17 protein-coding genes are annotated in these 26,432 nt (G+C 61.4%); 13 read left to right on the top strand and 4 right to left on the bottom strand.

Annotated elements, in window-relative coordinates:
- Positions 1-10: 10 nt before the first annotated feature.
- From J4862_RS03915 to J4862_RS03935, 5 genes are all read left to right on the top strand, one after another.
- A complete protein-coding gene (locus J4862_RS03915) occupies positions 11-1,573 on the top strand; it encodes an Rne/Rng family ribonuclease (RefSeq protein WP_211789426.1) in 1,563 nt (520 codons plus the stop codon).
- Positions 1,574-1,672: 99 nt separating this feature from the next.
- Positions 1,673-2,293, top strand: a complete 621-nt coding sequence (recR, locus tag J4862_RS03920) for a recombination mediator RecR (protein ID WP_211789427.1) — start codon at positions 1,673-1,675, stop codon at positions 2,291-2,293.
- Positions 2,293-2,829, top strand: coding sequence for a GNAT family N-acetyltransferase (locus tag J4862_RS03925; protein ID WP_211789428.1), 537 nt, complete (start codon positions 2,293-2,295; stop codon positions 2,827-2,829). The genes recR and J4862_RS03925 overlap by 1 nt, the downstream gene beginning before the upstream one ends.
- Positions 2,817-4,901 (top strand): NAD-dependent DNA ligase LigA, encoded by a 2,085-nt coding sequence (gene ligA / locus J4862_RS03930; RefSeq protein ID WP_211789429.1) that lies wholly within the window; start codon positions 2,817-2,819, stop codon positions 4,899-4,901. Before J4862_RS03925 ends, ligA begins: the two co-directional genes overlap by 13 nt.
- Before the next feature lie 46 nt (positions 4,902-4,947).
- Positions 4,948-7,191: an inorganic phosphate transporter gene (locus tag J4862_RS03935; protein ID WP_211789430.1), complete on the top strand. Its 2,244-nt coding sequence runs from the start codon at positions 4,948-4,950 to the stop codon at positions 7,189-7,191.
- 99 nt (positions 7,192-7,290) lie between these two features.
- On the opposite strand, the gene J4862_RS03940 is transcribed toward J4862_RS03935, so the two are convergent.
- From J4862_RS03940 to J4862_RS03955, 4 genes are all read right to left on the bottom strand, one after another.
- Positions 7,291-7,974: an outer membrane beta-barrel protein gene (locus tag J4862_RS03940; RefSeq protein ID WP_211789431.1), complete on the bottom strand. Its 684-nt coding sequence runs from the start codon at positions 7,972-7,974 to the stop codon at positions 7,291-7,293.
- A 535-nt stretch (positions 7,975-8,509) separates the two neighbouring features.
- Entirely contained in the window at positions 8,510-11,932 is a 3,423-nt protein-coding gene (locus J4862_RS03945) for an exodeoxyribonuclease V subunit beta (RefSeq protein WP_211789432.1), read from the bottom strand.
- Positions 11,933-11,959: 27 nt separating this feature from the next.
- Positions 11,960-13,069, bottom strand: a complete 1,110-nt coding sequence (gene pdxA, locus J4862_RS03950) for a 4-hydroxythreonine-4-phosphate dehydrogenase PdxA (protein ID WP_211789433.1) — start codon at positions 13,067-13,069, stop codon at positions 11,960-11,962.
- A 6-nt stretch (positions 13,070-13,075) separates the two neighbouring features.
- A complete protein-coding gene (locus J4862_RS03955; protein ID WP_211789434.1) occupies positions 13,076-14,140 on the bottom strand; it encodes a DUF4837 family protein in 1,065 nt (354 codons plus the stop codon).
- 552 nt (positions 14,141-14,692) lie between these two features.
- On the opposite strand from J4862_RS03955, the gene gcvP reads away from it, so the two are divergent.
- From gcvP to J4862_RS03995, 8 genes are all read left to right on the top strand, one after another.
- The gene (gene gcvP, locus J4862_RS03960) at positions 14,693-17,578 is read left to right on the top strand and encodes an aminomethyl-transferring glycine dehydrogenase (protein ID WP_211789435.1); all 2,886 of its coding nucleotides are present in this window, start codon (positions 14,693-14,695) and stop codon (positions 17,576-17,578) included.
- 70 nt (positions 17,579-17,648) lie between these two features.
- Complete coding sequence (locus J4862_RS03965; RefSeq protein ID WP_211789436.1) at positions 17,649-18,197, top strand: DUF1697 domain-containing protein; 549 nt, start codon at positions 17,649-17,651, stop codon at positions 18,195-18,197.
- A 382-nt stretch (positions 18,198-18,579) separates the two neighbouring features.
- The gene (dnaN, locus tag J4862_RS03970; protein WP_211789437.1) at positions 18,580-19,713 is read left to right on the top strand and encodes a DNA polymerase III subunit beta; all 1,134 of its coding nucleotides are present in this window, start codon (positions 18,580-18,582) and stop codon (positions 19,711-19,713) included.
- A 22-nt stretch (positions 19,714-19,735) separates the two neighbouring features.
- Positions 19,736-20,506, top strand: coding sequence for a 3'-5' exonuclease (locus J4862_RS03975; RefSeq protein WP_211789438.1), 771 nt, complete (start codon positions 19,736-19,738; stop codon positions 20,504-20,506).
- 5 nt (positions 20,507-20,511) lie between these two features.
- Complete coding sequence (gene coaBC, locus J4862_RS03980) at positions 20,512-21,720, top strand: bifunctional phosphopantothenoylcysteine decarboxylase/phosphopantothenate--cysteine ligase CoaBC (RefSeq protein WP_211789439.1); 1,209 nt, start codon at positions 20,512-20,514, stop codon at positions 21,718-21,720.
- Between the two features lie 108 nt (positions 21,721-21,828).
- A complete protein-coding gene (recN, locus tag J4862_RS03985) occupies positions 21,829-23,496 on the top strand; it encodes a DNA repair protein RecN (RefSeq protein WP_211789440.1) in 1,668 nt (555 codons plus the stop codon).
- 15 nt (positions 23,497-23,511) lie between these two features.
- Positions 23,512-24,894, top strand: a complete 1,383-nt coding sequence (hemG, locus tag J4862_RS03990; RefSeq protein WP_211789441.1) for a protoporphyrinogen oxidase — start codon at positions 23,512-23,514, stop codon at positions 24,892-24,894.
- Positions 24,878-25,786, top strand: coding sequence for a cation diffusion facilitator family transporter (locus J4862_RS03995; protein ID WP_211789442.1), 909 nt, complete (start codon positions 24,878-24,880; stop codon positions 25,784-25,786). The genes hemG and J4862_RS03995 overlap by 17 nt, the downstream gene beginning before the upstream one ends.
- The last annotated feature ends 646 nt before the right edge of the window (positions 25,787-26,432 follow it).

Genomic DNA, 26,432 nt, shown 5'->3' on the forward strand with positions numbered 1-26,432 from the left:
GACGCAGCCAGTGACCAGTGAACTAATCGTAGACGTCTCCGCTCGTGAGATCTCTATGGCTCTACTCGAGGATCAGAAACTCGTGGAGCTGCAGAGAGAGCGTAGAGACCTAGCCTTTGCCGTCGGGGATATCTACCTCGGACGGGTCAAGAAGGTGATGCCTGGACTCAATGCGGCCTTCGTCGATGTGGGATACAAGAAGGATGCTTTTCTTCACTACCTAGATCTCGGCATGATCTATCAGGCGCAGCAGCGCTTCCTCGAGCAGATCGAGAAGACGAAGAGCGTGCCTGCCCTACACAAGATCCCCAGCTTCCCCGACCTCCCCAAAGACGGCAAGATAGCAGACTACATCAAGGCGGGACAGAACGTCCTCGTGCAGGTCGTCAAGGAACCCATCTCTACTAAGGGGCCCCGCCTCTCGGCGGAGATCTCCATCGCAGGACGAGACCTCGTCCTCGTCCCCTTCTCAGACAAGGTATCCGTCAGCTCCAAGATCGAGTCCCCCGAGGAACGCACGCGCCTCAAGCAGCTCGTGCTCAGCATGAAGCCTAAGAACTTCAGCGTCATCATCCGCACCTCGGCCGAGGGCAAGCGTGCCTCAGAGATCGACCAAGAGCTACGTCGCCTGATCCGCCGCTGGGAGGAGAGCATACAGAAGCTGCCCAAGATCACCAAGACACCCAAGATCGTCTACGAAGAGTCCAGCCGTGCGCTGGGGATCCTCCGCGACACCTTCAATCCCTCCTTCCAGAGCATCTTTGTCAACGACAAGGCCTACTACGAGGAGATCCGAGAGTACGTCGCCCAGATCGCCCCAGGCCGTGAGGACATCGTCCGCTACTATACGGGCAAGCTACCCCTCTTCGATGAGAAGGGTGTGACCAAGCAGATCAAGTCTGCCTTTGGCCGCACAGTCACCTGCAAGAGCGGTGCCTACCTCATCATCGAGCAGACGGAGGCGATGTTCGTCGTGGACGTCAATAGCGGCAATCGCTCCCGCAAGAGCACCGAGCAGGAGGGGACGGCCATCGACGTCAACCTCATCGCTGCCGAGGAGCTCGCACGCCAGCTACGACTGCGCGATATGGGCGGGATCATCGTGGTGGACTTCATCGACATGCACGATCAGAAGAATAGGCAGCTGCTCTTTGAGCATATGACCAAGCTCATGGAGAAGGACCGCACGCGCCACAACATCTTGCCGCTAAGCAAGTTCGGCGTCATGCAGATCACCCGCCAGCGTGTCCGTCAGGCCACTCAGATCAATACGGATGAGACCTGCCCCACCTGTCTGGGCACGGGCAAGATGAAGTCCTCCATCCTCTTCACCGATCAGCTAGAAGAAAAGCTCCGAGACCTAGTCCTCCGACTGGGTATCACTCACATCAACGTCCACGTACATCCCTACGTGGCCGCATACCTCACCAAGGGTCTCTTGATGTCCATCGCTCGCCGATGGAAGGTACAGATCGCCCGTGGTATCCGTATTACCCCTAACGAGAGCCTCGGCTTCCTCGACTACAAGTTCCTCGACTCTGAGGGCAACGAGTTCGAGGGTCTAGAGGAATAAGGCTCCGCAGAAGGTCTATAGTCATCGCCCCCTCGGTGGGAGGATGATTATAGGCCTTTTTTATTTCGCCCCCACTACAGTCCCAGCCTCCTCAGTCTCATGACAGCCTATCCCTCCAAGCTCGTCGAGCGTGCTGTCGAGCAGCTCTCCTCCCTCCCTGGGATAGGACGCAAGAGCGCGCTACGCCTAGCGCTGCATCTCCTGGGGCAGCCCGAGGGGATGGCGCACAGCCTAGCCGACTCGCTCGTGGCGATGCGTGACGGCATCATCTACTGCAGGGAGTGCTACAACATCAGCGACACCGAGCTATGCCCCATCTGCGCTAGCCCGGCGCGCGACCGCTCTACTGTCTGCGTCGTGCAGCACGTGGGCGATGTCCTCGCCATCGAGAACACAGGGCAGTACCGCGGCCTCTACCACGTCCTCGGCGGAGTCATCTCCCCCATCGACGGCATCGGCCCAGAGGACCTGCGCATAGACGAACTGATCGCACGCGTAGCCTCGGGCGAAGTTCGCGAGGTCATCCTTGCCCTCGGGACGACGATGGAGGGGGACACGACGAACTTCTTCATCCACCGCAGCCTGCAGGGCTACGAGGTACAGGTCTCCGTAATCGCCCGAGGCATCGCCATCGGGGACGAGATCGAGTACGCCGATGAGGTCACCTTGGGCCGCTCTATCCTGAGCCGCACCGACTTTGACCATTCAATTAGGTTCTGATGCTACACCAAGATCGTCTGAAAGGCCAGCACATACGCCTACGTGCCCTTGGGCAGGCTGACCTCCCCGACCTCATGCGCTGGGAGAACGACCCTATGGCCTGGAGCTCCAGCAAGACGATCAATCCCCTCTCCCCAGACTTCATCCAGAGCTACATCACCTCCTCGACGCAGCACATCCTCGAGACGGGCTGTATGGGGCTGGTCATCGAGCTCATCGCCCCCCCGGCTACAGCTGTGGGGCACCTGATGCTCTATGACTACTCAGCCATCCATCGGCGCCTTGCTCTAGGGCTCTACGTAGCTCCCGAGCATAGAGGCCGAGGCTACGCCCGAGAGGCACTGAGCTGCGCCATCGCCTACGCCTTCGAGCAGCTGCGCTGTGAGCAGGTCTACGCCGAGATCCTCAGAGACAACCTTCACTCGCGGCAGCTGGTCAAGGACCTAGGCTTCGTCGAGACAGCCTGCCTCCCGCGCTGGCACTGGGACACGAGGACCTACCAAGACTTATTCTACTATCAGAAATGGAACGAATAGAGGAGCACATCGAGGAGCTGCGTAGGGCCATCGCCCAGCACGAGCATGCCTACTACGTGCTCTCCTCCCCTACCATATCGGACTACGACTTCGATCAGCTGGTCAAGGAGCTCGAGGCTCTAGAGCAGCAGCACCCCGAGCTCGTCACCCCCGACTCCCCTACGCAGCGCGTGGGCTCGGATAGTACGGAGGGCTTCGTCCAGGTGGCTCATCGCTACCCCATGCTCTCCCTGGGCAACACCTACAGCTATGAGGAGGTCGAGGCCTTCTACCAGCGCGTGGAGAAGGAGCTCGGTGGTAAGCGCTTCACGATCGACGCAGAGCTGAAGTACGATGGTCTCTCCATCTCCCTCATCTACGAGCAGGGACGCCTCACGCAGGCCATCACCCGCGGCGATGGGACTATGGGCGACGACGTGACGAAGAACGTACGCACGATCCGCTCCATTCCCCTGCGCCTACAGGGCACAGGCTGGCCGGACGAACTCGAGATGCGCGGGGAGATCCTGCTGCCCTTCGCAGAGTTCGACCGCATCAATGCAGCACGCGCTGCCGAGGGTCTGCCGCTCTTCGCCAATCCCCGCAATGCAGCTAGCGGCACGCTCAAGCAACTCGACCCTGAGGTCGTCGCAGAGCGCAGGCTCGATGCCTACTTCTACTACGTCCCCGCTCACCCCGAGCTCCCCGACAGCCACTACGAGCGTCTGGAGCTCTGCCGCAGCTGGGGGCTCAAGGTCTCCCACGCCATCCAGCAGTGCACGAGCCTCGAGGCCATCCTAGAGTTCCTCGACCGCTGGGAGGTGGCTCGTCATCAGGCGCCCGTAGCTACCGATGGCGTCGTACTCAAGGTCGACTCCATCGCCGAGCAGGAGGAACTGGGCTACACGGCCAAGAGCCCACGCTGGGCTATTGCCTATAAGTTCGCCGCCGAGCAGGCCAAGACGACGCTCCGCTCCGTAGACTTCCAGGTCGGGCGCACTGGGGCAGTCACCCCCGTGGCTAACCTCGATGCCGTCAGCCTCTCGGGGACGCAAGTGCGCCGCGCCTCGCTACACAATGCCGACTTCATCGCTTCCTTTGACCTCCACCTCGGGGATCAAGTCTTCGTGGAGAAGGGCGGTGAGATCATCCCCAAGATCGTGGGCGTCGCCTCCGAAGAGCGTCAGCCCGGAGCCGCCCTCGTCCTCTTCCCCAGCCATTGCCCTGCCTGCGGCGCCCCGCTACACCGCAGCGAGGGCGAGGCCGCCTATTACTGCACCAATCAGATGGGCTGCCCTCCCCAGCAGACTGCACGTATCGAGCACTACGCTGGGCGCAAGGCTGCCGACATCCGTATCGGGGAGGAGACGATCGCACTGCTTTTCGAGCACGGCCTCGTCAAGAATATCGCCGACCTCTATAGGCTCAGCGTAGAGGATCTGCTGGGACTACCAGGATTCCAGCAGCGCAGCGCCTCGCGCCTCGTGGAGAGCATCGCTGCCTCCAAGGAGCGCCCCCTACGTGCCCTCCTCTTCGGCCTCGGTATCCGCTTCGTCGGTGAGACGGTGGCCAAGACCCTCGTGCGCTACTACCCGAGTGTCGACGCCCTCTCCAAGGCCAGCGTCGAGGAGCTGACCCAGCTGCCCGATATCGGTAAGGTCATCGCCCAGAGCGTCGTGGACTTCTTCGCCTCGGAGGATAACTGCCGCTTCATCGCTGAGCTCCACGCACTCGGCCTAGCTCTGCAGCGCCTCCCAGAGGAGGAGCCCCTAGAGGTGAAGGCACACGCGGAGATCGAGGGCAAGAGCTTCGTCATCAGCGGAGTCTTCACCCAGCACAGCCGCGAGGAGTACAAGCAGATGATCGAGTCCCTCGGCGGCAAGAACAGCTCCTCGATCTCGAGCAAGACGGACTATGTCCTAGCGGGGGCTAATATGGGCCCTGCGAAGCTCGCCAAGGCCGAGCAGCTCGGCATCACCATCCTCAGCGAAAAGGACTTCCTCGAGCTCATCGGCTCCGCTGCACCTACACCTTCGGTGGATGAGCCTACGACAGCTGCAAGCCCCGTAGAGGACCTCTTCCCCCTGACATGATACAGACATTCACCACTACTCTCTAGCATATTCTCTATCTCGTGTAATGGAAATTATCTTCATCTGCATCCTGGGCTTCCTCTTGATCCTGGCCTGCTTCGACCTAGTGGCGGGAGTGAGCAATGACGCTGTGAACTTCCTGAACTCTGCTATTGGGGCTAAGGCAGCTCCCTTCAAGGTCGTCCTTGGGGTAGCAGCCGTAGGGATCTTCCTCGGGGCATCGCTCAGTAACGGGATGATGGACGTAGCGCGCAACGGGATCTACAACCCCGCCTACTTCACCTTCCAGGAGGTGATGACGATCTGCCTCACGGCTGTCGTCACGGACATCATCCTTATCAATATCTTCAATACCCTAGGGCTCCCGACCTCGACGACAGTATCCATGGTCTTCGAGCTCCTTGGGGCGGCCTTCTGCATGGCTATGCTCAAGAGCATTGACGACCCCTCGCTGCCCATGCTCGAGATGCTGAACACCTCGAAGGCGCTGCAGGTCATCATCGCCATCTTCCTCTCCGTGGCCGTGGCCTTCTTCTTCGGCTCGGTCGTGCAGTGGATCACGCGCGTACTCTTCTCCTTCAACTATAAGAAGACGCTCCCCTACCTAGCAGGGATCTTCGGTGGCATAGCCCTGACCTCCATCGTCTACTTCATGCTCATCAAGGGGCTGCAGGAGTCGACCTTCGCCTACAAGGACTGGGTCAACACCCACACGGGAGAGCTCGTCTGCTACTGCCTCGCGGCGAGTATCGTCCTGATGCAGATCCTGCACTGGTGCGGCATCAATATCCTCAAGATCATTGTCCTGGCGGGCACGCTGGCCCTCTCCCTTGCCTTCGCGGGGAATGACCTGGTGAACTTCATCGGGGTACCCCTCTCGGGGCTCTCGGCCTATCAGGACTACGTGGCCAATGGCAATGGAGCCTACGACAGCTACCTCATGGCGGCCAATAATCTCCCTGCCAAGACCCCCTACATCTTCCTCCTCGGATCGGGTATCATCATGACGCTGGCCCTCTTCTTCTCCAAGAGTGCGCAGAATGTCATCAAGACCTCGGTCAACCTCTCCCGCCAGGACGACGGTGAGGAGACCTTCGGCTCCTCACGTATCGCCCGTGGCCTCGTACGTACCAGCAGCGGTATCGGCAACTTCCTCGAGCATGCCGTATCCAGCCGCGTACGCCTGTGGATCGACTCGCGCTTCAACAAGCAGGAGCTAACCCTCGAGCAGGGGGCGGCCTTCGACCTCGTACGTGCCTCGGTCAACCTCGTACTCTCGGGGCTCTTGATCGCCGTCGGTACCTCCTTCAAGCTCCCTCTGTCGACGACCTACGTCACCTTCATGGTCGCCATGGGCTCATCGCTCGCCGACCGCGCCTGGGGACGTGAGAGTGCCGTGGGGCGCCTGACGGGGGTGATGAGCGTCATCGGGGGCTGGTTCGTCACCGCAGGCGCCGCCTTCATCATCGCCATGGTCATCGCCACGATCATGCGCTACGGAGGCTTCCCCGCTATGGTAGTACTGATCGGGGTGGCACTCTTCCTCCTCTTCAACTCACATCTGCTCAAGCGCAAGAAGGACGATGCCAACGATGAGCTCTTCGTCGCCATCCTCAACGCCGAGACGCCCGAGCGTATGTGGACGCTCCTCTCTGAGCATGTGCGCCTCAATCAGACGACGCTCCTCGACCGGGTCAGTACCGACTACCTAGCCCTCACGAATGGTATCTTCCACGAGGACTTCAAGACACTGCGCAAGCTGCGCCACCACCTGGAGAACCACAAGCGCGCCTTCAAGACCATGCGTCGCAAGGAGACTATCGGGCTGCGCCGTATGGCCACCGACGAGGATGTACTGGAGCGCAACATGTGGTTCCACCTCGGGGCCAATACCTGCCTACAGATGATCTACGCCCTCGAGCGTGCTGCTGAGGTGGGCTTCGACCACGTGGACAACAACTTCAACCCCATTCCCGCACCCTACCGTGAGGAGTTCGAGCCCATCCGCGACCGTGTCGTCGACTACATTGCCCAGGTGCATCAGCTCATCGCCAGCGAGCGTATGGAGGATGCCAAGAAGGCGAAGAACATGGGGAAGGAGCTGCGCAACATCGTTAAGGACATGCGCAAGACGCAGATGAAGCGCACCCACAAGATCGCCCGCGAGGATCTGCGCGCCTCTCTCGTCTACCTGAACCTCCTCATAGAGACCAACGAGCTGCTCAACAACCTCCGTCACCTGGTAGGCTACAGCCAGCAGCTCCTCGACGAAGAGGCCGAGGAAGCCTAGCCGCCCAGCTAAGCTCATACAAGCATCAAGGGGGCGCTCTCCAGCTGGAGAGCGCCCCCTTGTAGTTATGCTCCGTAGAGGACGGCAGCTAAGCCCCCTCTAGAAGACGAAGCCGATGCGCAGGCCACCGAGCATACCAGTAGCTACATTGGTGAAGCTAGCTTTCCGGCCTCCGGCCTCGATGCTCCCCACGTGCAGGCCTAGGCCAGCCTCTGCCCCGACGTAGATCTTAGGCAGGACATAGTAGTCTGCACCGAGCAGGAGGTTCAGCCCGACGGCATGCCCATCTCGCTGCCCCGTGTGGATCCCGCCGCCATTGGTGTCAGCGTTCAGCAGCGACAGCTTGAGGTCGGCACCTACATAGGGGGATAAGCGGCGCGTGCCGCGGAAGTGTCTCTCGATACCAAGGCCAAGGTCGAAGAGCGTGCTGCTCACCTTCTGAGAATTCACCTCCTCGCTCATGATGCCGAGCCCTAGGCTACCACGTAGCGCCAGCTGATCCTGCAGGAAGTAGCGGGCACGCAGCGCACCCGTACCGAATCCCGATACCTGTGACCCGTCCTGCAGCTGCAGCAGAGGATTACTCCCCTTGAGCGAGAGGGCGAACTCGGTGGTCACCTTACCCTTGCTTGCCTTGAGGCCAGACTGTCCCTTGCAGCAGCTAGGAGTCAAGGGGAGACAGCTCTGTGGATGCTTAGGACTCTGTCCCTCGGGATGATGCTGTGCCTGTAGGGATCCGACCGCAGCTACAGCGAGCACTGCGGCGAGAATCATCTTCTTCATACTTTCCGAATAATGTGGGTTACTTGTTCCTTTATCAGGGCTCTATCATGAGCCCTGTCCACGCAAAGGTACGATTTCTCCTCAGTCGGCAATGCACAAGCATTGAGTAAGCTGTGATGCGGTCGCAGCCCCTGCCTCTCCCTTATGGAGAGCAGCTAGTCGAAGAAGACCAAGCAGCACGCCCTCCTAGGGGGGGTATCCTAAGCGCTATCAGTCAGGGAGCTGACAGCTATCCCTGAGCGGCGTGAAGGACGTCTCTCAGCTCCTTGACTGATATCCCTCAAAGCAATGGGACGAGGCACTTGCCGCACTTAGCTCCTTAGCTAGGATACCTCGGACGAGAACTCAAAGCCACCCTATAGGACAAGGCGAGGTAGCCAAAGCAAAGACTAAGAGGCACATCCTCCCCTAGCCTAAGTGAAGCAAGCACTAAAAAGGCAGCCGCCCCGAGACCGCCGTAGAGGACTCGCGGCAACTGCCGTAATTAGGGAAGGAGCTGGCAAGGAGATCCCCCTAAGCACCAGTGAGGAGAAGGCTAACTAATGAGCTTGACCTGGAGCTCCCCCTCGGTGATGTAGCAGAGGTAGCCCGTCACGCGCTCGTAGCCCATGGCACGCATCAGCTGCATGTAGCGGCGCACCTGCGCGGGATAGCCAGGCTGAGGCTTGCCGAACTTATAGTCTACCAGCTCAACCCGCTCCCCTTGCTCATCCTCGTAGAAGACGATACGGTCGGGGCGGCGTACCTCGTGACGCTCCCCGCCGATGATCGTAGCCTCGGTACGCACACGCCCTGAGCCGTCAAACCAGCGCCGCGTCGCCTCCGCAGTCGTGATCGCCTCGAGCTGCTCCTGGATGCTAGGGCGGTGCTCCTCACTGACGAGGCCATCCAGCACGGCCTCATCCAGGGCAGCGGGGATATCAGCCGTCGTCGTGATACGCTCGAGGATGCCGTGCATCACACGGCCATTGCGTATGGGGCTGTCCTCGATGAAGTGATCCAGCCCCTCCCTAAGGACAGCGATACGCCGACTCGAGGGATAGGCCTCTAGCTGCTGGATACGGAGGGGCAGACCTTCCTCCGCCGCTGCGCCCTTCGGGCTATAGCTTGGGAGCTCGGGTAGGCTATAGGCCAGCGGATCTGTAGCTGGCGTCGTCACAAAGCGCGGCGAGGAGCCTCCGAGGCTCGAGAGCAATTCCTCTAGCCCCAGCATCGTGAGGAGCTCAGCCACTGTGCTCGCCTGGGGCTTCTCCTTGGCCTCCTCGGGCTGAGGCAGCCACAGATGGAGCTCTCGGGCGGGGCGTGTCGTCGCCACATAGAGGAGATTGAGGGCATCGAGGGCACGGTTCACACGATCCTCGTAGTACTCGGGGGCAAAGGAGCTATAGGCGAGGCTACTGGTAGCCTCCACGGGGACGTAGGCCACGCGCGGCACCGCCCCCAGCTCCTCATCGCGGCGCATAGGCAGCTGGAGCTCCTCGGGGAAGCGCTCCCGCTCGAGGGGGCACCACAGCATCTCAGCTCGCCGCCCTCCGTCATAGATCTTCCAGTCGAGGTCGGGGAGTAGGACAGCGGGGAAGTCGAGCCCCTTGGACTTGTGGATCGTCATGAGGCGGAGGTTGCGCTCGTCTTCTGGGGCAACGATAGTCAGCCCTGATCCGCGCTCATCCCAGTAGCTGAGGAAGGCCGCTAGATCCGAGCCCTCATGCACCTCATGCTCCTGGAGGAGCTCGAGGAAGAAGATCACGTAGGCCTCCTCCGCCTCAAGGAGCAGGCGGCCGAAGTAATGGATCAGCAGTTCGCCGAGCTCGAAGAGCCCACGCCGCCCAGCATGCGCCAGCGTCGCGAGGAAGGACTCAGCTAGCTCTCCCGCCTCCTCCAGCTCGGAGAGATGAGGAGCCTCTTCGCAGCCTAACTCCTGCCCCTTCTGCAGCCGCAGTTGCTCGTAGTAGAGCTGCAGATATGTACGATGGTAGCGCGACGAAGGCTGGGCGATGTAGCGGAAGACCGAGATGAGGAAGCCTACACTATAGGCTCCGCCTAGGACAAGGGCCTCCTGAGAGGTGAAGTCGAGGCTACAGCGCTCGGCCTCCTCACTCGGGAGGACGGTCGTCTGCAGCACCTCGGCGATAGCCTGAGCCTCCTTACTCCCACGCACGAGAATAGCGATATCGCAGGGTCGATAGCCGCGCCGCTGGAGGTCAAGGATGACGGGGATGATGGATTGGTAGCGGCTGGCGTCGACCTCGCCCTCTTCGCTTCCCTCCGTCTCGGAGGGCTCAGGCTCCGTCTCCTGCTGGGCTCCGAGGTCGACATAGTGCAGCGCGACGAGCCCCGCACGCTCGGCATGTGCCTCGGGCACCTGCTGGGCGACCTGCTCGGTGCTGTAGATGCCGAAGGACTGATCGATGAGCTGGCGCAGCCGCTGCTGCTCTGCTGCCCCGAGCCCGCTCTCCTCGACCTGCTGCTGATCGGCTAGGAGGCGTGCCAGCTCGGGATAGAGCGCGTTGTTGAAGTGGATGATCTCGGGGGTGCTGCGCCAGTTCGTATCCAGCGGGATGGTCTCGGCAGCCTCCTCACCGAAGTAGCTCCCGACGGACGAGAGGAGCCTGCTATCGGCATTGCGGAATCGGTAGATGCTCTGCTTGGCATCCCCGACGAGGAGGCTGTCCTGCCCGTTACCCACGGCCTCGCGCAGCAGCGGGAGGAAGTTCTCGTACTGCATCTGGCTCGTGTCCTGGAACTCGTCGATCATGTGGTGCGCGATGCGCGTGCCGATACGCTCGTAGAAGAAGGGCGACTGCCCAGGGTCGACGTGCCGCAGCAGGTGGGCGATTAGCGTAGGCGCGTCACTCAGTACGCTGAGGCGCTCGGTATTGCGCAGCGTGTCCAGCTTCTCCTTGATCTTGATGAGGAGCCGGTAGAAGCTCAGCTGCCTGAGCATCGCTGTCACGGCCTCGAGGCTAGGGGCATGGTCGCGGCAGAGCTGGTCGAAGGCCTCCCCGAGCTCCCTTAGAGTCGCCGCCGAGAGCCCTGCGGCCTTGCCCTCCTGCCCCTTCTTCAGGAGCCCCTCCACGTTGTAGCCCGTGGCCTTCCAGTCCCTCCAGCGCTTGGCACTGGTCAGGGGAGCCTTAGCCTTGAGGAGGCTCGTCCCCTCGAGCTTCGCGGCATGGAGCACTGCTGCCAGCGCACCCTGCTCACCGTAGCTGAGGTCCTGGAGTGCCAGTCCTGCCTGCTGCAGCTCATCGAGGAGGCCTCGATGGATGCGTATGACCTCGGCCTTAGCCCAGGCGCGATAGGCTCGGAGGCTCTGCTCCAGAGCGTCCAGATCCTCGTGATGGGGGAAGGTGCCCGCGATCAGCTGCTTCTTCACAGCCTCGCGCTCCAGCTGCCCTGCGAAGTTCTTCAGCCCTGTCTCAACCCGTATGCTCCGCCCTTGGTCTATGCTATCCAGGGCTAGGTGCATGATCCAGTCCCTAAGGGTCTTGTCGGCCTTGCCCTGGTCGATGTCGGCGAAGAGGGCCTGGATGGCGTAGCTGTGGACGTAGACCGTATCCGTCTCCAGACGTAGCGCTCCGCTGTGCCCGAGCTCGTGGGCAAAGCTGCGGATGAGCTCCTGGAAGAAGGAGTCAATGGTACGTATCCTGAAGCGCTGATACTCCTCGAGAAGCGTGCGCAGCATGAGGCGAGCGCGACGCTCCAGCTCAGACGAGGAGCAGCCGAGCTCCCTGAGGAGCTCGGCTGCCATACGAGAGCGCCCTTGACTCAGCTGATGGAGCTCCTCTAGGATACGCTCCTTCATCTCCGCAGTGGCCTTTCGGGTGAAGGTCACTGCCTGTATGCCTTGGTAGCTGCGCGGGTCTCCGTCGAGGGCGAGACGTAGGTATTCGCGCACGAGGGCATAGGTCTTACCCGAGCCTGCCGAGGCGGTGTAGATCTTTAGTGGGGGGGCACTCATAGATTGTAGCTAGGGGGGAGCGGGGCGCTAGTAGTCGTCGCGCACAGCGCTGAGGTCTATGCGCTCATCGTCGCGGCCCCTATTGTGGTAGTGACGGCGCAGGGGGTAGCGTGTCGCCTCGTCATAGCGCTGACGGCAGCGATAGATATCCAGCGCCCAGTAGATGGCCGTACGTAGACTGGTGGGGTCAGCGATCCCCTTGCCCGCTATGTCGTAGCCCGTGCCGTGGTCGGGAGAGGTACGGACAAACTGTAGCCCCAGCGTCACGTTGACGCCCTCGTTCATATAGAGCGCCTTGAAGGGCGCCAGTCCCTGATCGTGGTACATGGCCAGGATGCCGTCGAAGCTATCCACCTGGGAGCTTCCCCAGAAGCCATCTCCAGGGTAAGGGCCGAAGACGAGCTGCCCCGCATCGGAGGCGCGCTGCAGCGCAGGACGGATGATGGTGTCCTCCTCCTTGCCGATCAGCCCCTTGTCTCCCGCATGTGGGTTCAGCGCTAGCACCGCTAGACGCGGCTTGACGATGCCGAAGTCACGCTGCAGACCCTGCTCCAGCAGGCAGAGCTTCGTCAGTATGAGCTCCTCACTGAGACTACGGGCGACCTCCGCCACAGGGATGTGTGTCGTCGCGAGCGCCACGCGGCAGTCCTGAGCCCCGAGTACCATGAGGCTCTCGCCAGGCGTCACCGCCCCGAGGGCGTCGAGATAATCGGTGTGCCCCTTGAAGGGGAAGAGCTGCTGCGGCATGACCGCCTTATTGATCGGAGCCGTGACGAGGACGTCACAGAGGCCATTGCGCAGGTCGGCCGTAGCCCGCTCCAGCGCCTCGAAGGCAAGCATCCCCGCCTCCTCATGCGCCTCCCCAGGATGTACCTCTACCTTGCGCGAGCCTGCGCAGTCGATGAGGTTGAGCTGTCCCTCCCGTGCCTCCTCGGCGCCCGTGATAAGCTGCCAGCTGACGGGCTGCTCCAGCTGGAGCTGTCGCTGCCACCATTGGGCGGCAGCCTCCGAGCCATAGAGTACAGGCGTGCAGAGCTCCGTCATGCGCTCATCGGCGAAGATCTTGAAGAGGAGCTCGTAGCCTATGCCATTGATATCGCCGTGCGTGATGGCGACCTTGATACGTCGTGCTGCCATCTCTCGCTAGAAGCCCTTAGTGTAAGCGGCCTTGAGGATGAGCTCAGGGTCGAAGGCCTTGACGCTGCTGGGGCGCAGGCTGTAGAGCGCTGCCTCCATCATGCGGATGAGGTGCAGCTTATCCTCGTTGGGGCGGTAGACGAAGCCCTCGAAGACGAGGACACGCTGCGCGGCCTTATCCAGGATCGCGTGGCTGACGAAGGGACCGCCCATCATGGCGCCGCCCGTCATCTTCCACAGGCCGCGCACCTCGGCGCGTGGGCTCTCCTCGCCAGGGAGCTGTACGCGGCGGTAGAGCAGGCCGTAGTTCTGCTCCGTGCAGGGATAGCTGCCCTCGAATTCGCCTGCAATATTGGTACGCAGCACGCTATCGCGCTTGGCCACGAGGGCATCGAGGCCCATGCTCTTAGGCCCTGTGTAGGGGTAGCTATAGACGAGGATATCGTGACGCGAGCGCATGGAGGAGTTGGACATCCAGAGGAAGTCCTTCGCCACCTTCTGATTGCGGATGTCCTCAGGGACGTTGACGCTACGTCCGAAGAGGCTATCGGTGAAGTGCTGGGCACGCGTGCTGTACTGCTTAGCTAGCAGTTCGCCGAAGAGGAAGAGCTCGTGGCGCACGAAGACGTTCATGATCCCCTCGCCCTTGCTCCCTAGATAGTTCATGATCGAGTCGGGGGTGGGTGAGGTCATACGCATCACGACCTGCCCCTTGGCCCAGTCGTCGTAGCTGTACTTCATCGAGGTCGTCGTGTAGCGCTCCTTATCTACGTCGACGATGAGGACATTGCGCACCAGCTGCATGAAGCCCGTGAAGGACTGTGTCGGCACGCGCGAGATGCGCAGGCTGGGCTCAGCCTGAGGCAGGGAGGGGGCATCCTCCTCGAGGAGATCGTAGAGCTTGAGCCCCATAGGAGCCTCGAAGTACTGCTTGTCCATGACGAGCATCAGCTCGCCGGGCTTACCCGTGGCCTTCTGCTGCAGGGCGCTGCTGCCCGAGCTCTTACAGCCGACGAGCACGCTTATCCCTAGGGCGAGGCAGGGGAGCCCTAGGCTAATCCATCGCTTCATACTATATATATGTATAGGTTGACTTGTGTTACTGATAACGCAAAGATAAGGATTCTGCTGAGCCTAGCCCTCGCTACCACCAGGCTGAGTCACCGCACGGCAGTGGCTCGGATAAGGCCCGCGGCCTGCTACAGGCTAGCCCCCACCGAGCTCCGAGCTAAGGCGGGCTGAGCTGAGGGATATCCCTCACGGAGATTTCTTATATTACTTTTAGCCAATTATTATATTACTTTCAGCGGATTATTATATAACTTTCCTCCAATTATTATATTACTTTTGCCCGTCCCCCATATCCCTCAGCTTCGTCAGCCTTATCCCTCGCCCCCGCCCAACGAGTCTTGGAGCTCGGGGAGGCTAAAGGCGAGCCCGGACGCGGTATAGATCGGGACGAAGACGAAGGGCCAGGGAGGGTGTACGAAGGCAGTCCACGGAGGGCTGGTGCTAGGCGGCTGAGCGGTTTGGGGACTAGCAGCGAAATATGTACCTTTGGTATGCTGTAGTCCAGCTACAGACCTTGACTCACTAACATTATCACTATAGCACCGTTCGCCTATGAACACCAATGACTTCTCCCTCCGCCATATCGGCGTAGGAGCCCAGGATGCCGAGGAGATGCTACGCACCATCGGGGTCAAGACCCTCGATGAGCTGATCGCGCAGACCCTCCCCGACAACATCCGTCTCTCCGAGCCCCTCGACCTACCCGAGCCCATGACGGAGCGGGAGTTCGCCGAGCATATCGCCGACCTCGCCTCCAAGAATGAGGTCTTCACCTCCTACATCGGTCAGGGCTGGTACGACACCGTCCTGCCCCCAGTCATCCAGCGCAACGTACTGGAGAACCCCGCTTGGTACACCTCCTACACGCCCTATCAGGCCGAGATCTCGCAGGGACGCCTCGAGGCGCTCTTCAACTTCCAGTCCGTCATCACTGACCTCACGGCGCTGCCACTGAGCAACTGCTCTCTGCTCGACGAGGCTACGGCTGGGGCGGAGACGGCCTTCCTGCTCTTCAACGAGCGCAGCAAGGCCAAGACCAAGGCAGGAGCCCGTCGTCTCTTCGTCGACAAGGATGTCTTCCCCTCCACGCGCGACGTCATCACCACGCGCTGTATCCCGCAGGGTATAGAGGTCGTACTGGGCAAGTGGCAGGACTTCGACTTCGGGGCGGACTACTTCGGGGCTGTCGTCCAGTACCCCGGGGCTATGGGTGGAGTCAACGACTACAGTGACTTCGTAGCGAAGGCACACGAGGCAGATATTAAGGTAGGGGTCGCTGCTGACCTCCTCGGGCTTGTACTGCTGACGCCTCCAGGCGAATGGGGCGCAGACGTGGTCTTCGGCTCGGCACAGCGCTTCGGCATCCCCATGTACTTCGGTGGCCCCTCGGCAGGCTATATCGCCTGTCGCATGGAATATAAGCGTACCCTCCCTGGCCGCATCATCGGTCTGAGTAAGGACCGCATGGGCAAGGAGGCCTACCGCCTAGCGCTGCAGACGCGCGAGCAGCACATCAAGCGTGAGCGCGCCACGAGCAACATCTGTACGGCGCAGGCCCTGCTAGCGTCGATGAGTGGCTTCTACGCCGTCTACCATGGTCCCGAAGGGCTAAAGCATATCGCTCGCCGCGTACACTCCTACGCGGGCTTCCTCGCGGGCAAGCTGCGCGATCTGGGATACCGTCTGCTGCATGAGGACTTCTTCGACACGCTCTGTGTCGTCCTGCCTGAGGAAGCTGGCTTCGCCGACAAGCTGCGCGAGCTCGCCCTTGAGTGCCGCGTCAATCTATTCTACGCACCCTGCGGCTGTGTCGTCCTTCTGAGCATCGACGAGACGACCCTGCCCGAGGATCTGAGCGTGCTCTGCTACATCTTCGCCTCGGCCCTCGGCAAGGAGAGCAACTTCAACGACGAGGTCAGCGAGCACAGCATCTACATCCAGCGCAAGCATCTGCGTACCTCGCCCTTCCTCTCCTACGAGGTCTTCAATAAGTACCACACCGAGACCGAGATGATGCGCTACATCAAGCGCCTCGAGCGTAAGGACATCTCCCTGGCGCACTCGATGATCTCCCTCGGCTCCTGTACGATGAAGCTCAACGCCGCCAGCGAAGTCATTCCGCTGAGTAATCCCGCCTTCTGCAACATTCATCCCTACGCGCCCGAGGACCAGGTGGCAGGCTCGCTGGAGCTGCTGGAGAACCTCAAGGAGCTCCTGGCGACAATCACGGGCCTACCCGTCGTCTCCCTCCAGCCCAACTCGGGAGCAGCGGGCGAATACGCAGGTCTGCGCACCATACGCTCCTATCACGAGGCGCATGGCGGTGGGCATAGGGACAAGGTCCTCCTACCTGCCTCGGCCCACGGCACCAATCCCGCCTCGGCCTCGCAGTGCGGCTACCAGTGCGTCATCGTAGCCTGCGACGCGCAGGGCAACGTCGACTGGGACGACTTCATGAAGAAGACCGAGGAGCACCGCGACAGCCTCGCAGCGATGATGATAACCTATCCCAGTACGCACGGGATCTTCGAGACGAACATCATCGACCTCTGCAAGCGGGTCCACGACTGCGGCGCGCTGGTGTACATGGACGGGGCGAACATGAATGCTCAGGTAGGCCTCACCAACCCAGGATTCATCGGTGCTGACGTCTGCCATCTCAACCTACACAAGACCTTCGCCATCCCCCACGGCGGTGGTGGCCCCGGTAGCGGCCCGATCTGCATGACTGAGGCCCTCGCTCCCTACCAGCCCACGCACGGCTACGGTGTAGACTTCGAGCCCATCGAGGGCAATGTCGTAGCGGCCTCTCCGCTGGGTAGCGCCGGGATCGACGTCGTCTCCTACGCCTACATCCGTCTACTGGGGGCTAAGGGCCTGGAGCGCTCCACACGCACGGCCATCCTCAATGCCAACTATCTGGCCGTCCGCCTCAAGGATACCTACGGCATCGTCTACACGGGTGCTACGGGACGCGTCGGGCACGAGCTCATCCTCGACTGCCGCCGCCTCAAGGACACCTGCGGCGTCGATGAGAGCGATATCGCCAAGCGCCTCATGGACTTCGGCTACCACGCCCCCACCCTCTCCTTCCCCGTCCACGGCACGCTGATGATCGAGCCTACCGAGAGTGAGAGCAAGGCCGAGCTGGACCGCTTCCTCGAGGTCATGCAGTGCATCTGGGAGGAAATCCAAGAGGTCAAGGAAGGGCGCATAGACGCCGAGGACAACGTCCTGAAGAATGCCCCGCACCCCGAGTACGAGGTCGTCTCCGACAGCTGGAGCCACAGCTACCCACGCGAGAAGGCAGCCTACCCGCTGCCCTACCTGCGTGAGAACAAGTTCTGGATCAACGTCGCACGTGTCGACAACGGCTTCGGGGACCGCAACCTCGTCCCCTCCTTCTGCGCCTGCATAGCCCCTTCGACTGAGGGCTAGCCATTCAACCGACGATGCCCCCGCGGCTCCCTCCTAGAGAGCACGCGGGGGCATTATCTTTATCCCGATTATGCATAGCTACATCGTACTCCTCAGAGGCGTAATGCCCAGCGGCAAGAACCGCATCCCCAAGATGTCCGAGCTACGTGAGGCCATCGAGGCGGCAGAGTTCGCCGACGTCACGACCTACATACAGAGTGGGAATATCGTCCTGCGCTCGCCCCTATCCCCAGAAGAGACCTCCGCACGTATCGCCGAGATCATACGCGCCTACTGCGGAGCCGAGCTCGGCGTCATCACGACCACGGCCGAGGAGCTGCGGGCGCACCTCGCCTGCAGTCCCTTCGGTACGGACTACCTCGAGGAGCGCGTCTTCTACCCCACGACGATGGACACGATCGACCCCGAGCGACTGGAGGCTCTATGTCAGGAGGACTACGGCGCCGAGGAGCTGCGCGCCGTCGCGGGACGTCTCTACCTCTATATTCCCACGGACGCCAGCCGCTCTAGGCTCAGCAATAACTTCGTAGAGAAGAAGCTAAAGATCACCGCCACCACGCGCAACCGCAAGACCCTCGCCCGCCTCATCGAGCTCGCCGAGGCCCTCTCCCCCGCTTAGCCCCTCCTATATAATAAAGGAGTAGACGCAGGGAAGCAAGGAGGTCGAAGAGCGCCAGCAGCGAGCCCCAGCCTCGGTCTCGACGGAGCGAGCCAGGAGGCGAAGCGAAGCGGCAGCCTCCCTTGAGCTCCGCGAGGGATATCCCTCAGCGGCGTGACTGATAGCCCTCGCGCGCGTGATGGACGTCCCTCAGCCTCCTGACTGATATCCCTCAGTGCTCCTTCCCCTATGCCCGCATCGCGCTAGGGGCTCTCTGCCCCTGAGCTACGCCCCAAGGCAGAGCCGAGAGGAGGGGAGCCTCCCCCTACCCGAGCGCTTTGCCTTAGGGCGCATTGGGGCAAAAGGCGTATATTTGCGAGACACATAATACAACATAGACGCAATGAAGTTCGTAGTATCCAGCAATGAGCTTTACCAGCAGCTACAGACCGTAGCCAAGGTAATCAATAGCAAGAGCAGTGCAGCCGTACCTGTACTGGAGAATATCCTCTTCTCGCTATCCGGAGCAGAGCTAACCCTCGTAGCTGCAGATCAGAGCAATCGCATGACCAGCAGGCTCTCCGTCGAGAGCCTCGAGGGTGATGGCAGCTTCGCCGTACGCGCAGACACCATCCTCAACGCTCTACGTGAGCTCCCCGATCAGCCCATCGAGCTGGAGGTGCAGGAGGGCAAGGCCAACCTCGTCTACAGCAATGGACACTACAGCTTCCTCGCCATCGATAGCGACAGCTTCCCCGAGTCCATCGCCTTCGACCCCGAGCACAGCATCGAGCTACCCGCCCCCGCACTATTGCGCGCCATTGAGTCGACGGTCTTCGCCGCTAGCGACAACGAGCGCCGCCCCATCATGACGGGGGTCTTCCTCGACTTCTTCGAGGAGAAGCTAGTAGCCGTGGCCTCCGACGGACGCATCCTCGTACGCTATACGGACAATAACATCAAGAGCGGGCAGCAGATGTCCTTCTGCCTCCCCTCGCGCATCGCGGCGCTCCTCTCCCGCTACCTCCTGGTGAAGGAGACAGGCATGGTACGCATCCGCTTCAACCAGCAGAATGTCTCCTTCGAGCTTCCCCACGTCGAGCTCACGGCACGCCTCCTAGAGGGCAAGTACCCCAACTATAATTCGGTCATCCCGCCCTCCTCGACCCATCACATCACCGTCGACCTGCCGCTACTGATCTCTGCCAGCAAGCGCGTGGCGCTCTTCGCCAGCAAGGCCAGCACGCTCATCATCTTCGACTTCACCGAGGGCAGCGCACGCATCTCCGCTCAGGACTTCGACATCTCGACCTCTGCCGAGGAGACCATCCCCGCCAGCGGTCAGGCTGCTGGGAGCCTCGTACGCATAGGCTTCGACTACAACTGCCTACAGAGCCTACTGCAGAGCTTCGCTGGCGAGCAGATCGAGATCGCCCTCACCGACCAGACGCGCGCTGGGATCATCACCCCGCTGCAGACCGAGGAGGGCATAGAGATCTGCACGCTTATCATCCCTATGAAGCTCATCGGCGAGTAGACGCCAGGCTATCCCGACAGACATGAAACTACAGCTCCAACGCCCTGCCGTAGTCTTCGACCTAGAGACTACGGGGGTGCAGATCACGCGTGACCGCATCGTCGAGATCTCCATACTCAAGGTACATCCCGACGGCGAGGAGGAGACCAAGACACGCCGCATCAACCCCGGCATGCCCATCCCCGCCGCCGCGACGGCGGTGCATGGCATTACCGATGAGGATGTGGCCGACCAGCCGACCTTCGCCCAGGTAGCCCGTAGCCTCTACGAGTGGATCGACGGATGTGACATCATTGGCTTCAATTCCAATCGCTTCGACGTACCCATGCTCGTGGAGGAGTTCCTTCGGGCAGGGATCGCGGTAGACTTCAGCGACCGTCGCTTCGTGGACGTGCAGACCATCTACCACAAGCTGGAGCGTCGCACCCTCGAGGCTGCCTACAAGTTCTACTGCGGCAAGGAGCTAACCAACGCCCATGCTGCGGATGCTGACACCCAGGCTACCTACGAGGTGCTGCAGGCACAGCTGGATCACTACCCCGACGAGCTGCAGAATGACATCGCAGCCCTAGCGGAGTTCTCCAGCTATGGGCGCACCGTGGACTTCGCTGGGATGCTAGCCTACGACGAGCAGGACGAGATCATCATCAACTTCGGCAAGTACCGCGGGCAGCGGCTGCAGGAGGTGCTACTCCGTGACCCAGGCTACTACGGCTGGGTACAGGGCGCACAGTTCCCCCTCGAGACCAAGGCTTGGTTCACCCGCGTCTATCAGAGCCTCATCGCGAAATAAGGATTATGGGCGTACTACAGGGCAAGCACATCGTACTGGGCATCTCGGGGAGCATCGCGGCCTACAAGGCTGCCTCTCTGACACGCCTGCTCGTCAAGGCAGGGGCGGAGGTGCAGATCGTCATCACCCCCGCAGGGAAGGAGTTCATCACCCCGATCACCCTCTCGGCACTAAGCTCGCGGCCCGTCATCAGCGAGTTCTTCAGCGGTCGAGACGGTACCTGGAATAGCCACGTAGATATCGGTCTTTGGGCCGACGCTATGGTCATAGCGCCCGCCACAGCCGCCACCATCGGGAAGATGGCCCACGGCGTAGCGGACAACATGCTCATCACGACCTACCTCTCGATGAAGGCGCCCGTCTTCGTCGCCCCCGCTATGGACCTCGACATGGCGGCCCATCCCTCCACCCTCGACAACCTCGAGCTGCTCGCCCAGCGAGGGAACTACATCATCGAGTCTCAGTCGGGCGAGCTCGCCAGCCACCTCGTAGGTAAGGGACGCATGGAGGAGCCCGAGGTCATCGTCTCCATCCTAGAGGACTACTTCACCGAGAGCCTCGACTTCGAGGGGCGTCGCGTACTGATCACAGCAGGCCCCACCCATGAGGCCATTGATCCAGTGCGCTTCATCGGGAACCACTCCTCGGGGCGCATGGGCATAGCTCTGGCGGATGAGTTCGCTCGCCGCGGAGCTGAGGTCAGCCTTGTCCTTGGACCCAGCAGCCTCAAGCCCAGCGAGCGCGTGGAGCTCATCTCCGTGACGACGGCCGAGGAGATGCTGGCAGCCTGTCAGGAGCGTATCGGGACGGCACACCTAGCGATCTTCGCTGCCGCCGTAGCCGACTACCGCCCCCGCTACAGCTCCGCGACCAAGATCAAGCGTGAGGGGGAGGACTGCCTCGAGCTGGAGCTCGTACAGAATCCCGACATCGCCGCGACTCTCGGCGCTGCTAAGGAGCCGTGGCAGTACTTCATGGGCTTCGCCCTCGAGAGTGACGCGGGTGTCGAGGAGGCCAAGCGGAAGATGCAGCGCAAGCACTTAGATGCCATCGTCCTCAACAGCCTGCAGGACGCTGGTGCGGGCTTTGCCCATCCAACCAACAAGGTTACGCTCTTCGACCGCGAAGGGGCTATCGAGGCCTACGAACTAAAGACCAAGGAGGCCGTCGCCCACGACATCGCAGACTTCGTCGCCAAGCGTCTCGACGCCTAGGCACGGCCGTCCGAGCCGCGAGGAGACTACCTTCCCCCCTCTGCCCACCCTAGGCTCACCGCACCGCTCCCCCTTGCCCCACATCTTCCCTACCCCTAGTAACGGATTATGCTTACACGACTCAGCATTAAGAATTTCGTCCTTATCGAGGAGCTCGTCATAGAGTTCTCGCCTCGCTTCTCCGTCATCACGGGGGAGACGGGAGCAGGTAAGAGCATCATCCTCGGCGCCATCGGGTTATTGATGGGCCAGCGGGCAGATAGCTCTACCCTACTGACGGGCGCCGAGCGCTGCGTCATCGAGGCACACTTCTCCCAGCTAGATGCTGCTGCCAGTGCCATGCTGGAGGAGGAAGACATCGAGGCTGACGAAGAGGAGTGCATCATCCGCCGCGAGATCACGGCCAAGGGCAAGAGCCGCGCCTTCGTCAACGATACGCCAGCCTCGCTGAGCCTACTGAAGCGCCTCAGTGAGTACCTCATAGACATACACTCCCAGCACAAGAACCTGCTGCTCGGGGACGCTCAGTTCCAGCTCTCCGTCCTAGATCTCTACGGCGGGAGCGGCGCGCTGCTGCACGACTACCAGCGGCAGTACCATGCCTACAAGGCGCTGGCCAAGCAGCTCGAGGAGACGCAGACCCGCGCGGAGAGCCTACGCAAGGAGCAAGACTACCTACAGTTCCTCTACGACCAGCTCGAGGAGGCAGACATCGAGGCCGAGGAGCTCGAGGGGCTCGAGGAGGAGGAGAAGCAGCTCGCCCACGCCCAGGAGATCCAGAGCATGCTGCAGCAGGCCGTCTCCGCCCTAGAGGACGATGAGTCGGGAGCTATCCAGGCCCTAGCCTACGCCCTCAAGTCCGTCGAGAGCATACGGTCCTACCACGGCTCGGCCGAAGAGTGGTGCGAGCGCCTGCAGAGCCTGCGCATCGAGGCCCAGGACCTAGCGGCGACGCTGAGTGACGAGGGTGAGAGCATCACCTTCAGCCCCAAGCGCCTGGCACGCATCCAGGAGCGCATCGACCTCATCCGTGGACTGCTGCACAAGCACAATGTGGAGGACTGCAGCGAGCTCCTAGAGATCAAGGACCAGCTGTCCGATCAGCTCACCCAGATCACCAGCTCAGACGAGGAGCTCAATCAGCTCAGAGAAGCACTCGCCACGGCAGGTGAGGCACTCATGAGCAAGGCACTCGAGCTACGCGAGCTGCGCATCACTGCGGCCCGAGCTATTGAGGGCGCCCTCCTCGGCTCGCTCCGAGAGCTCGGGATGCCCTATGTCCGCTTCCTCATCGAGCTGCAGCAGCTCGATAGCCCAGGGGCTATGGGCATAGACCAAGTTACCTTCCTCTTCTCCGCCAACAAGGACATAGCCCCCGAGCCCGTTGCTGACATCGCCTCGGGTGGGGAGATCTCGCGCCTCATGCTCGCCCTCAAGGCGCTGATCGCTGACCGAAGGAGTCTCCCCACGATCATCTTCGACGAGATCGACACAGGCGTCTCGGGAGAGACTGCCGAGCGTATCGCCACCATCCTACGCCGCATGGGGCAGAGCATGCAGGTCATGGCCGTGACGCACCTACCACAGATCGCGGCCGCGGGCGTAGACCACTTCTACATATATAAGGAGCACGGCTCCGACAGCACACGCAGCCATATCCGCCACCTCTCCGAGGAGGAGCGCGTCGACGAGATCGCTCGTATGCAGAGCGGTAGCCAGCTCAGCCAGGTGAGCCGAGCCGCAGCACGCGCCCTGCTCGACTCTGTCAAGGACTAAGCCAAGAGGCAAAGTATGATCGATATAGCCATCATCGGCGCAGGGCTCACGGGCCTCACCGCAGCCCTCCAGCTACAGCAAGCGGGATACAGGGTACAGATCCTAGAGCGCGCCCAGCGCATCGGCGGCGTGATCCAGAGCCACCATGAGGCAGGCTTCACCTTCGAGCAGGGACCGAGTACGGGCGTCATTGGGAACGCCGAGCTCGCCGAGCTCCTCCAGCAGTTCCCCGAGCTCAAGCAGATCGCCGACCCCAGCGCCGCGCGTCGCCTCATCCTCAAGACACACAAGGGCAAGCAAAGCCTCTTCCCCCTCCCCTCAGGGCCCAAGTCTGGGCTACAGACCCCGCTTTTCTCCTTCCGAGATAAGCTGCGCCTGCTCACAGAGCCCTTCCGCGCGGCCGGCAGCAATCCCAACGAGCCTCTGGCCGAACTGGTGCGCCGTCGCCTCGGCAGGGACTTCCTGCGCTACGCCGTAGATCCCTTCATCGGCGGGATCTATGCGGGCGACCCCGAGCGCCTCATCACCCGCTTCGCCCTGCCGAAGCTCTACGCGCTGGAGCAAAACTACGGCTCCTTCATCCGCGGAGCCATCGCTAAGCGCAAGGAGCCTAAGAGCGACCGTGATCGGCTCGCGACCAGGGAGGTCTTCTCCGTCCATGGCGGCCTGCAGCAGCTAGTCTCGACGCTCGGCGAAGCACTCGGAGAGGAAGCCCTCATCCTCGGGGCGGAGAGCTGCCAGATAGCTCCCGAGGGCGACCACTGGATCATCCGCTACACCCGTGACGGGCAGCTACAGCAGCTAGAGGCACGCCAAGTCATCTCGACCGCCCCAGCCTACGAGCTGCCGACGCTACTCCCCTTCCTCTCTGAGGCCGAGCTCACCCCCATCACCGCACTACGCTACGCCCCTATCGTACAGGTTGCCTGGGGCGTGGAGCAAGCCTTACCTCAATTCCATACCTTCGGAGGACTCTTCCCCTCCTCGGAGGATAATAAGGTCCTCGGCATACTCAATCCAGGCGCCTGCTTCCCCGATCGCGTGCCCCACGCAGGGGCCTCGATGCTCTCCATCTTCTTAGGCGGCATGCGTGCTCCCGAGGTGATCGACTATAGCGACGAGGAGATCAGGCAGCTGGTCACGGAGCGTCTCGAGCGCATCCTAGGGGTCACCACTCCGCCCCGAGTCTTCCATATCTTCCGCCACCGCTACGCCATACCTCAGTACGAGGCGGGCAGTCAGGAGCGCCTCGAGCAGATCCAGCGTCTCGAGGCACAGTACCCTGGGCTCCACCTCGCTGGGGCTATCCGAGACGGCATAGGCATGGCAGATCGCGTCAAGCAGGCCACCCTCATCACAGACTCGATCATAGGCTCGAGCCATGGAGCGCAATGCTAGCAGGCTAGCTCCACGCACGGAGAAGATCCTCAGGGTCACGCTCCTAGGGAGCCTCTCCAATGCGCTACTCGTCGTCCTCAAGCTCACCGTCGGCCTCCTCGGGCATAGTAGCGCCATGATCGCTGAGGCGATCAACTCACTCTCCGACTTCGCCACCGACCTCATTGCCTTGATCTTCATCCGCATCTCGGGCAAGCCTCAGGATGAAGACCATCACTATGGGCACGGCAAGTTCGAGACGCTCGCCACCCTCGTCATGGCGGGCGTCATGCTCGGCGTCGGGGGCTCCCTCCTCTATCGGAGCCTCAGCACGACGCTCCAGCTGCTGCTAGGCAGGCTCGTTCTCCCCCAGCCGAGTAGGCTTACCCTACTGATTGCAGCCCTCTCCCTCCTTATCAAGCTCGTCCTCTACCTCTATACCCAGCGCTGGGCCCAGCGCCTCGACAGCTCGGCGCTGCGTACCAAGGCCCTCGACCACAGAGGCGACATGCTCACGCTCTGCGCCGTACTGCTGGGGATCACGGGGGCTATTGCGCTCGGGCCTCGGGGGCTCTTCCTCGAGCCGCTCGCAGCGGCCATCGTCAGCCTATGCATCATCTACATGGGCTGGAGCTCCCTACTGCCAGCGTGCAAAGAGCTCACTGAGGTCTGCCTCAGCCCCGAGGTCGAGGAGGAGATCCGCAGCATCATCTACACCGCCGAGGAGGTGCAGGGGATCAACCAGCTCCATACGCGTAGCCTCGGCCAGTGCTATGCCATCGAGGTCGACATTCTCGTCTCGGGGAGCATGACCGTACACGAGGGGCACGAGGTGACCATAAGGCTAGAGGAACAGCTACAGGCACGCTTCGGCCAAGAGACACATATCAGCATCCACGTCGAGCCCGCTTAACTTGGCCTTCCCGGCTGAGGCTAAGCTACACCCCTAATCCCCCCTCAGCTCCTATTCATTAATATATAGAGCGAGGGATGAAGAAGCCCTCAAGCGGCTAAGCCTCCAACACAGCCTAAGCAAAGACAGAGCCCTACGAAGGCTACACGCAGATCACAGCAGCATCAGCTGCTCGTCCCGCGTGTCGCCTTCCTAGGGCTCTATTCGTTTGGGCTGTAGGCTCAGGCTTGGTCTGTTCTTAATGACGACAAGGCTGCGACGCGCCGTGAGGCAGCACACAGTATCAGGGGGAGGCTCCATGAGGGATATCCGTCAGCGATCTGAGGGACGTCCATGACGCGCGTGAGGGATACCCGTCAGGAGGCTGAGGGATATCCCTTGAGAGCACTGCGCCTTGGCTGTCGCCGCGCTGCGCTGCCTCGCTTACGCTGGCGAGCGTACTGCGGCGGTAAGCCTGCGACCTGCAGGAGCGCTTAGCCAGTAGACGAGCGGTACGGACTTAGGGCTATCCCTCACGCGGATGATGCTGATAATCTACCCGCTCTAGGAGTCAAGAGCAAGCATTTATCTTGGCTATGTGCGAAGTTTTTGTATATTTGAAGTCGCAATATCCGCTCCTTAATATACAAGCAATAGACTACACTTG

This window comes from Porphyromonas sp. oral taxon 275 (assembly GCF_018127745.1).
Taxonomy (GTDB): domain Bacteria; phylum Bacteroidota; class Bacteroidia; order Bacteroidales; family Porphyromonadaceae; genus Porphyromonas.